Source organism: Serratia sp. 22264 (assembly GCF_052045345.1).
GTDB classification, from domain to species: Bacteria; Pseudomonadota; Gammaproteobacteria; order Enterobacterales; family Enterobacteriaceae; genus Serratia; species Serratia plymuthica.
Genome location: NZ_JBQEOY010000006.1, coordinates 311320 through 320288, shown reverse-complemented (window position 1 = coordinate 320288; position 8969 = coordinate 311320). Strand labels below are relative to the sequence as shown.

General features: G+C 56.5%; 7 protein-coding genes. 2 read left to right on the top strand and 5 right to left on the bottom strand.

The genetic code is table 11. From position 1 onward, the window contains the following. The first annotated feature begins 408 nt into the window (after window positions 1-408). Window positions 409-1719: an MFS family transporter gene (locus tag ACTJJ1_RS20295; protein WP_004953806.1), complete on the top strand. Its 1311-nt coding sequence runs from the start codon at window positions 409-411 to the stop codon at window positions 1717-1719. A gap of 1 nt (window position 1720) precedes the next feature. On the opposite strand, the gene ACTJJ1_RS20290 is transcribed toward ACTJJ1_RS20295, so the two are convergent. The 5 genes from ACTJJ1_RS20290 to trxC all read right to left on the bottom strand — a co-directional run bounded on the left by ACTJJ1_RS20290 (window position 1721) and on the right by trxC (window position 7567). Further along, window positions 1721-2053, bottom strand: coding sequence for a YfiM family lipoprotein (locus ACTJJ1_RS20290; RefSeq protein WP_004953805.1), 333 nt, complete (start codon window positions 2051-2053; stop codon window positions 1721-1723). A gap of 79 nt (window positions 2054-2132) precedes the next feature. After that, window positions 2133-3488: a CDP-diacylglycerol--serine O-phosphatidyltransferase gene (gene pssA / locus ACTJJ1_RS20285; protein WP_183130091.1), complete on the bottom strand. Its 1356-nt coding sequence runs from the start codon at window positions 3486-3488 to the stop codon at window positions 2133-2135. A gap of 153 nt (window positions 3489-3641) precedes the next feature. Next, on the bottom strand, window positions 3642-6290 hold the full coding sequence (locus ACTJJ1_RS20280; protein WP_440835051.1) for a bifunctional acetate--CoA ligase family protein/GNAT family N-acetyltransferase: 2649 nt from the start codon (window positions 6288-6290) through the stop codon (window positions 3642-3644). Between the two features lie 33 nt (window positions 6291-6323). Next, window positions 6324-7028 (bottom strand): tRNA-uridine aminocarboxypropyltransferase, encoded by a 705-nt coding sequence (locus tag ACTJJ1_RS20275; protein ID WP_004953797.1) that lies wholly within the window; start codon window positions 7026-7028, stop codon window positions 6324-6326. Window positions 7029-7147: 119 nt separating this feature from the next. Then, on the bottom strand, window positions 7148-7567 hold the full coding sequence (gene trxC, locus ACTJJ1_RS20270) for a thioredoxin TrxC (RefSeq protein WP_004953796.1): 420 nt from the start codon (window positions 7565-7567) through the stop codon (window positions 7148-7150). Window positions 7568-7775: 208 nt separating this feature from the next. Between trxC and ACTJJ1_RS20265 the strand changes: the two genes are divergently transcribed. After that, window positions 7776-8867: a tRNA/rRNA methyltransferase gene (locus ACTJJ1_RS20265; RefSeq protein ID WP_006327493.1), complete on the top strand. Its 1092-nt coding sequence runs from the start codon at window positions 7776-7778 to the stop codon at window positions 8865-8867. Window positions 8868-8969: the final 102 nt, after the last annotated feature.

Genomic DNA, 8969 nt, shown 5'->3' with positions numbered 1-8969 from the left:
CTATGCGAAAGCGTAGGGCTTTTTGTTTTATCTATTTTTGGGTGTTCTACACGAGCATGGGCATGCGAAAAGCCCGTCGGGAACGGGCTTCAACGCCGCTTGCGGCGGCCCCGAAGGGGGGAGTCTCAGGATGAGACGAATATTGTAGGACACTGCCAGGCATCAAATTAAGTCGAAAGCCTCATGCGAAAGCATGGGGCTTTTTGCTTTGCAGAAAACAGACTGTAATCTCTTCTTATTTTCATTTCACTATTTAATATTCATCACAAAAACCGCGTTTTGCCCCTTGTTTCATCACATATCCTTCGCCCGCGGTCTGGTTTAATTGTTAACTTAAACATAACAACAAAGTAATAATTAAACGGCGGGACGCCGACTTCACTGCTTATCTGGCTCGGAGAAGACAAAATGACAGAAACAACCTCGGCCATTGGGGATGGGGATACTGCCGAACTGGCGGTTCAGGATAAAAAACAGCGTATTTTCGCTATCGTTGGGGCTTCATCGGGAAACCTGGTGGAGTGGTTCGATTTTTACGTTTACTCTTTCTGTTCGATCTATTTCGCCGCCTCGTTCTTCCCCGCCGGTAACAGTACAACCCAGTTGCTGCAGACCGCCGGCGTCTTTGCTGCGGGCTTTTTTATGCGCCCGATTGGCGGTTGGCTGTTCGGTTATATCGCGGATAAACATGGCCGTAAAAATTCGATGTTGATTTCAGTCTGCATGATGTGCGCCGGATCGCTGGTGATCGCCTGTTTGCCAACCTACGATTCGATCGGCAGTTGGGCGCCGGTGTTGCTGTTGGTGGCTCGGTTGTTCCAGGGGCTTTCCGTGGGGGGAGAATATGGCACCAGCGCTACCTACATGAGTGAGGTGGCGATCAAGGGAAAGCGCGGGTTCTATGCTTCCTTCCAATATGTGACGCTGATTGGCGGCCAGTTACTGGCGCTCTTGGTGCTGGTAGCGTTGCAGCAAATCCTTTCTACAGAAGAGCTGAAAGCTTGGGGTTGGCGCATTCCATTTGCGCTGGGCGCAGCGTTGGCGGTGGTTGCGCTGTACCTGCGACGTTCACTGAATGAAACGTCCGATGCGAAAACCAGGAGTCATAAAGACGCTGGTTCGTTGAAAGGTCTGTGGAAAAACCGTAAGGCGTTTCTGATGGTGCTGGGCTTCACCGCCGGCGGTTCATTAAGTTTCTATACCTTCACCACCTATATGCAAAAATACCTGGTGAATACCTCAGGCATGGACGCCAGGTTGGCCAGCGGCATCATGACCGCCGCGTTGTTTATTTACATGCTATTGCAACCGCTGGTCGGTGCGTTCTCGGACAAGATTGGCCGCCGTAGTTCAATGCTGGTCTTCGCTTCGTTTGCCACACTGATGACGGTACCTATTCTGATGACGCTGAAAAGCGTGACCAACCCTTATGCGGCATTCGGATTGATAGTTCTGGCGTTGTTTATCATCAGTTTTTACACGTCGATCAGCGGGCTGTTGAAAGCGGAAATGTTCCCGCCGGAAGTGCGCGCGCTGGGCGTAGGGCTGTCTTATGCGGTAGCAAACGCAATGTTTGGCGGCTCTGCGGAGTATGTTGCCTTGTCGCTGAAATCGTTCGGTGTGGAGAACGCCTTCTTCTGGTATGTTTCCGGCATGTGCCTGCTGGCACTGATCGTTTCGCTCAAGTTGCATCGCAAGGGGAAAGAGGTCCAACTGTGAATCATCGAGTGGCGTGATACAGACTATAGCCGGTCGCTGCACCTGCCACATCCCAGGCAAAATCTTTCCAGCTCCAGCCGGTGCCGCCTTCGCGGCTGTCATACAGCTCTTTGGCTGCACCGAGCCCCATCGAGAACATCAGGCCGAAGCTGCGGCTTCTGGCCTCATTCCAGTTTTGGTGATCGCCATAAGCGGCGCCGGCGGCGGCAAAGGCCGCAGAGGCGACAAAATGCTGCGCCTTATCTTTACCTGTCCAACTGTCGTTCGCCAGATGAGTGCAACCGCTGGTGAACAGCAAAAAGGGCAGGATAAGCAAGAGGCAGAATGGGCGCATAATGAAAACATCCTGTTGTCATGACAGACAAAAAACCCCAGCCTTGGCCAGGGTCTGTGATAGCTGAATTATAGCGGGATTACAGTATACGGCTAATCAAGCGGTCAATACGGATACGGCGCAGACGGCGGATCAGTTTGCGCACTTTGACCGGATACTGCTGAATAGTCTGTAATTCAAGGTAGTTGCCCACCACGGTGGTATGGGTGCGGATACACTCCAGCTCTTTGTGGCGTTGCTCGCGCATCTCCTGTTTCGGATCGTGGATCAGGATGGCGTTCTCCAGATCCAGCCGCCAGGCACGCGGATTGAGGTTGTTGCCAGTGATCAACTGCCACTCGTCATCTACCCACATGCCTTTCAGGTGATAGCTATTATCGCCGTCTTTCCACAGGCGCACGATCAACTGGCCGGTATCGATATAACGCTGCAGGCGACTGAGAAAGCGTCGTAGGTTAATTTCGTAGAGGTAGGGCAGTGCACCGATAATCTTGAACGGCTGATCTTCCGGAATGTAAAAGTCGTTGGCCGTTTTGTCGCCGACGATGATTTCAACCTGTTTGCCCTCGCGCAGCAGATAGATGATATTGCGCACCAGCAGCGCCGGCAGGTTGAAATAGGGGGTACACAGCGTCAGCTTTTGATCGGCGCAGGACATCAGGTGATGAATGGTTTTATTCAGGACGCTCTGTTTGCCGAGCCCAACCAGCGGCGTTACCGCCAGTTCATCGTTACCCGCCGCGTTGCGGAACTGATAACCGGCCCGTCGCAGGCTGAAGCGGAATGAACGCGTTTCGTTTTTGATCTCCGGGCTTTTCGGCCGATCGTCGCGATCCAGGCGCTGTACCGCGCCAGCGGCCAGCAGGTGCTGTTTGATGTAATCGATCAGGGTATTGGCCAACGCGCCATTAGTGATCAACTGATAACGATCGTAACGGTATTTCTCATGCTGATGCAGGTAAACGTCATTGATACTGGCACCGCTGTAAATAACGGTATCGTCGATAACAAAGCCCTTCAGGTGCAGCACTCCCAAGGCTTCACGGGTATTTACCGGCACGCCGTATATCGGAACTTGCAGCCCCGGATGCTGGTCTGCCATTGAGCAGTACCAGTCGGCATTGGTATTGGCGGCCGCAGCGCCAATGCGCCCACGCTGGGCTCGATGCCAGTCAACCAAGATGCAAATCTCCAGCTCCGGACGCCGTTGCTTTGCCTGATAAAGCGCATTGAGAATGTCACGCCCGGCGTCGTCATGCTCCAGATACAGAGCGACCAGATAGATGCGTCGGGTGGCATTAGCGATCAATTCCAGCAGCGTAGTACGGTAATCAGACGGTGCGTACAGGGTACGTACGTCAGCTACCGTCTGGGGGAGTTTTGGCAGTTGTGCAAGGTGTTGTTGATGTTTGCTACGTTTAAATTTTGACAACATCACAGTGCGCTTCTTCTCTCATGATTAGATGGCCGGAACGCCAAATACGTAAAAACAATAAATCGAATAATCGGGCGATAATACCACTAGTTGTCCCGATTGTGCGTATGTTTTGGCGTTAAGTGATGGATTCGTAGCACATTGCGACACTGGTCACTGCGCTTTGTCAGCCTGCAACGGCAGGGTCAAATTGACGATCCCGTCTTCAAGCTGCACATCAATACCAAAGCCCAGCCGTTGTGCCAACGCAATCATGCCGCGGTTGTTCGGCATGGTAATGCCGGTCAGGCGGGTCAGACCGTGGGCGCGGGCATAGGCGATCATTTTTTCCAGCAATTGGCGGCCGAGACCTAACCCTTTCAGATCAGAGCGAACCAGCACGGCGAATTCCGCGTCGGTATTGTCCGGATCGGAAAGCGCACGCGTTACGCCGATAATTTGTTCGTCGCGCACGGCGACAAAAGCCATCTCCCGATCGTAGTCGATTTGCGTCATGTTAGCCAAATCGTCGTGGGTAAACTCGTTGATCTCACTGAAATAGCGGTAGTAGAGATCTTCCTTGGTCACTCGATCGATAAAGTGCTTCAGCGCCGGCTCGTCCTCCGGCAGAATTGGCCGGAACAGGCACTGCGAACCGTCTTTCAAGCGGATAACTTCTTCCAGTTCATGGGGATAAGGGCGGATCGCCAGCCGCGCCTGCGGATCACCCTCGAAAGGCGCAATTTGCATGGAAACGTCCAGCAGCGTGAATTCGCTGCCAGAGGCCAGCACCGGATGGATGTCCAGCCGGGTGATTTCAGGGCAGTCGAGGATCAGGTTGGATACCTGTACCAGCAGACGGCTCAGCCCGGGAATATCCAGCGGCCGCAGTGCGCTGCGCCCACGGATCTTCCCACCCTTAACCGCCTGCAGCACCAAATAACGTGCCAGCGCCATATTCAGCGGCGGCAAGGCTACGGCGACCTGATTTTCCTGCCGCCATTCGATACCCCCTTCGCCCAGCATGATCAGCGGACCAAAAATAGCGTCCTGCTCTACTGCAATACGCAGTTCCTGCGCTCCTGCACGGTTGGCCATGCTTTGCACCAGCAGGCCGTGAATGCGGGCCTGCGGATAGGTACGTTTTACGCGATCGAGAATAGCGTCCGCCGCACGCTGGACCTCGGTGGCGGTGCGCAGGTAGAGCATAACGCCCTGCACTTCTGACTTGTGAGGAATATCCGGCGAGCGCAGTTTCAGCGCCACCGGATAACCGATTTGCTCGGCGATGTGTACCGCTTCGGTGCTGTCTTCGGCAATCCAGGTGGGTAAGGTGGCCAGATCATAGGCCTGCAAAATGGATTGCACTTCGTGGGTATCGAGCTGTGTCGCCCCTTCAGCCAACGCCTGATGGATCAACCGGTGGGCATCGGCGGTGTTGGCCGTCAGGCCGACCGGGAGCGCCGGCGTCTCTTTCAGCTGCTTCTGGTTGCGGCGATATTCCACCATATGCATAAAGGCGGTCACCGCACCTTCCGGGGTGCGGTAGGTCGGAATACCGGCCTCGGTAAACAATCGTCGGGCTTCTTGCGACGAGTATTCGCCGCACCAGTTGGTGAGCAGCGTGATGCGTTTACCGCGCGGGTGCTGGCGAATCGCATCGATAATGCGTTCGGCGGTGGCGGTGCCCGGTGCCGCCGCACTTGGGGCGTGGATCAACAACAGGGCATCGTAGTCGTGGCTGTCGAGCAGCGCCTTGACTGCCGTCAGATAACGTTGCGGCGTGGAGTCATCGCGCAGATCGATCGGGTTACCGGCGCGAATAAACTCCGGCAATGCCGCGCCGAGCTGCGTCAGGCTCTCTTCCCCCAACTGCGCCAGCTTGCCGTTGCGGCCTAGCAGTTCGTCTAACGCCATCGCTGCCGGTGCAGCGCCGTTGCTGACGATCATCAGCCGCTCACCGCGCAGCGGATGCATGTGGCTCAGGGTTTCCACCGCGGAGAACAGTTCGTGGGTGTCCTGGACGCGCAGCAAACCCGCACGCTGGATGGCGGCATCATAAGCTGCGTCCAGACCTTGCTGGCTGTTGAGCAGCAGTTGGGCCTGTTGGCTGCGACCGCTTTTGATCACCAGTATCGGCTTGTTGCGCGAAGCGCTGCGCGAGGCAGACAAAAAGCGGCGTGCGTCGCTGATGTTTTCCAGGTACAGCAAGATGGCGCTGGTTTTACTGTCGCGAGCCAGAAAATCCAGCAGGTCGTCGACGTCAATATCCAGGCTGTCACCCAGCGCGATAAAATAGGAAAACCCGACCTCGCGCTGCTGCGCCCAGTCGAGAATGGTATTGGCGACGGCGGCGGACTGAGAAATGAACGCCAATTTGCCCTTGAGGATCGGCACCGGAGAGAAGCTGGCGTTGAGACCTTGCCATGGCGCCAGCAGGCCCAGGCTATTTGGCCCAAGCAGGCGCATCGAATAACGTTGTGCGCAGGCTTTCAACTCGGCGAACTGTTCCGGTGGGGATGAGAGCACAATCGCGGTTTTACAGCCGCGTTTACCCAAGGCTTCAATCAATGCCAGATTGCGTTGCGCGTGGGTGCAGAGTATCGCCAAATCGGGTGTAAGCGGCAGGCTGGCGACGTCAGGGTAGGCCATCACGCCGCACACGGCCTTATAGCGAGGAGTGACCGGCATTACCGGCCCGCTGAAGCCACCGGCCAGCAGGTTGCTCATCATCAGGTTACCGGCGCGGCCGGGCTGTTGTGAAGCGCCGAGAACGGCAATCGATTTAGGACGTAAAAGCGCTTCTAACCCTCGCTGGCTCATGCACGGCTCCTTTTGGCAACGTTACCCCTGATTCTAGGCGTTTTGCGGCAGCTTTGCTGTGACCGGTGCCTCCGGGCGCGTAGGTTTCCCGGCCAGATACTGTTGACGGAAATAACGAAAATGCTGGTTCAAACCTTCAGATGCGGCGGCATCGCCGGCCTGCTGCAACAGCGCCGCCGCCACTTCTGCCGTGCAGTGCTGCTCGGTGCGGCTGGCTTCACGCAACTGGTAATTGGAAGCGGCGGTCACATTGAGTGAGAATACCGGGAATGCGTTCAGATACGGGCTCTTGCGGAACATCTTGCTCGCCTCGGTCCAGGTGCCGTCGAGCATGATAAACAGCGGCGGTTTGCCACCGACAGGCAGTTCGCTGAACACCGGCCGCTCAGGCGCGGCGTAGGAGGCGGGGAAAACTACGTAAGGCTGGCGTTGCGGATCGTTAATCGCCTTCAGCAACTCGGGGTCGATCTCGGTACGCGACCAGAGGAACGCTTGGGTATCCGGCAGGATATCGGCTATCAGGCGGCCGGTATTGCTGGGTTTCAACGGCTCCGCGCCAAACATGATCAAACAGAAACGGCTGGCGGCCGGCTGCGGCTGGATGGTGTCGCACAGGCAGTTTTTATGGGGCAGCAGGCAGCCCTGACAACGCGGTATGCGATTACCGCGCGCCAGAAAAGGGCGGGTAGAGCGTTCCAGACGAAATTGGCGCAGGCGGAGTACGGCGTTGTCAGTCATAAATATCCTGGGGAAAAACCGCTATTGTAACGCAGAAAAAAGCCCGGCGGGAGCGCGCGGGCCAGTTCGAATGGCGGCGGTGTCGTCCACAATGGGCAACACCGCCTATACTTTCTGCGTTAAACTAGCTCATTAAGCCAGTTATCGAACGGCGTTTTCGGCATCGCGCCGTTGAGCATGTCGACCATTTTGCCTTCACGGAACAGCATGATGGTCGGAATGCTGCGGATACGGAAGCGGGCGCTCAGTTCCGGTTCGGCTTCGGTGTTCACCTTCACGAAGCGTACTTTGCCGGCGCGTTCTTCGGCAACGTCCTCGAAGACGGGCGCAAAGTTGACGCAGGGGCCGCACCACGGTGCCCAGAAATCGACCACTACCGGCAGGTCATCCTGCAGCAATTGGTCCAGCGTGGCTGCGGTGGCGTTGATCACTTCGCCGTCAAATAGCGGGTGGCCGCAGCGGCCACATTTCGCGCCGTCCGTCACACGTTCTTCAGGTACGCGATTGGTGGCATTGCAAGCTGCACAGACTGTATTCATGTTTACCTCGGAGACTGGGAAAGCATTCCACGCCGCAGTCAGGTTGCGGAGTTGTTTCTTTAATGCTGGTTATTATCGGTAAAAACGGGGCATTGAACAAAGAGGTTTGTTCAATGGATACGATAGTTGTTAGCTTTTGGCGCAAGTAGGTGGCTTAGCACCCCAACATCAGGTAATCTTCGCGCCCTGCGCGTTGGTGGAGAAGACAATGAACGATTCATTTAGTGGCAAAAACGGTAAAGTTAAAGTGATGTACGTCCGCAGTGACGACGACAGCAGCAGCGACGACCGTAACAAGAATAAACGTCCGGCCGGCAAAGGCCGTCCGGCTGACGGTGCGCGCTCGGGCCGTACCGGTCAGGACAAGCCGCGTGGCAATAATGATCGCCGTGGCTCCGATTCTCGCCGCAGTGAAAGCGATCGTCCTAGCCGTCCGGCGCGTACTGAAGACCGTGGCGGTTATGATTCGCCGTGGAAAACCGTGTCACGAGCCCCGGAAGAAGAGCCGGCGTTCGATCACGGTGGCATCAGTGGCAAAAGCTTTATCGATCCAGAGCAGTTGCGCCGTCAGCGTGCGGAAGAGACCCGGGTCTACGGTGAGAATGCCTGTCAGGCGCTGTTCGCCAGCCGTCCGGACGCCATTGTCCGCGCCTGGTTCGTGCAGTCCGTTACGCCGCGTTTCCGTGAAGCGCTGCGCTGGATGGCGGCTAACCGCAAAGCCTACCACGTGGTGGATGAAGAAGAGCTGGCGAAAGCGTCCGGCACCGAACACCACGGCGGCGTGTGTTTCCTGATCAAAAAGCGTCAGGGTCTGGATGCGCAAACCTATCTGAAAGAAGCCCCGGCGAAAGATTGCGTGCTGGCGCTGGAAGAAGTGGGCAACCCGCACAACCTGGGCGCCATCGTCCGTTCTTGCGCCCACTTTGGCGTGAACGGCGTGCTGTTGCAGGATCCGGCGGTGCTGGAGTCCGGTGCGGCGGTGCGTACTGCTGAAGGCGGCGCGGAACACATCAAAGCGATTAACGCCGATGACTTCCTGTCGGTGCTGGATACCTTCCGCAAAGCGGGTTACACCATCGTCACCACCTCAAGCCACAAAGGCACTCCGTTGGCGCAGGCCAAGCTGCCGTCCAAAATGGTGCTGGTGCTGGGCCAGGAACGTGACGGTCTGAGCGACAGCGCGTGGCAGCAGGGGGATATGAGCGTGTCTATCGGCGGTACCGGCAAGGTGGAAAGCCTGAACGTATCGGTCGCGACCGGCATTTTGCTGGCCGATTGGTGGCGTCAGAATCAGGCGTAACGGTTAGAAACCCGGAACCTTTGAAGCCGCTGTGCTATGGGCGACAACTTGCCATTCGCTGGGTATCATCGGGAATTATAAAGAACGGGCGCCTCAGAAGGG

Bases quoted from the DNA above. Each gene is read 5' to 3' on its own strand.
- ACTJJ1_RS20265 (WP_006327493.1), top strand. From the start codon at position 7,776: ATGAACGATTCATTTAGTGGCAAAAACGGTAAAGTTAAAGTGATGTAC.
- ACTJJ1_RS20275 (WP_004953797.1), bottom strand. From the start codon at position 7,028: ATGACTGACAACGCCGTACTCCGCCTGCGCCAATTTCGTCTGGAACGC.
- pssA (WP_183130091.1), bottom strand. From the start codon at position 3,488: ATGTTGTCAAAATTTAAACGTAGCAAACATCAACAACACCTTGCACAA.
- trxC (WP_004953796.1), bottom strand. From the start codon at position 7,567: ATGAATACAGTCTGTGCAGCTTGCAATGCCACCAATCGCGTACCTGAA.
- ACTJJ1_RS20280 (WP_440835051.1), bottom strand. From the start codon at position 6,290: ATGAGCCAGCGAGGGTTAGAAGCGCTTTTACGTCCTAAATCGATTGCC.
- ACTJJ1_RS20295 (WP_004953806.1), top strand. From the start codon at position 409: ATGACAGAAACAACCTCGGCCATTGGGGATGGGGATACTGCCGAACTG.
- ACTJJ1_RS20290 (WP_004953805.1), bottom strand. From the start codon at position 2,053: ATGCGCCCATTCTGCCTCTTGCTTATCCTGCCCTTTTTGCTGTTCACC.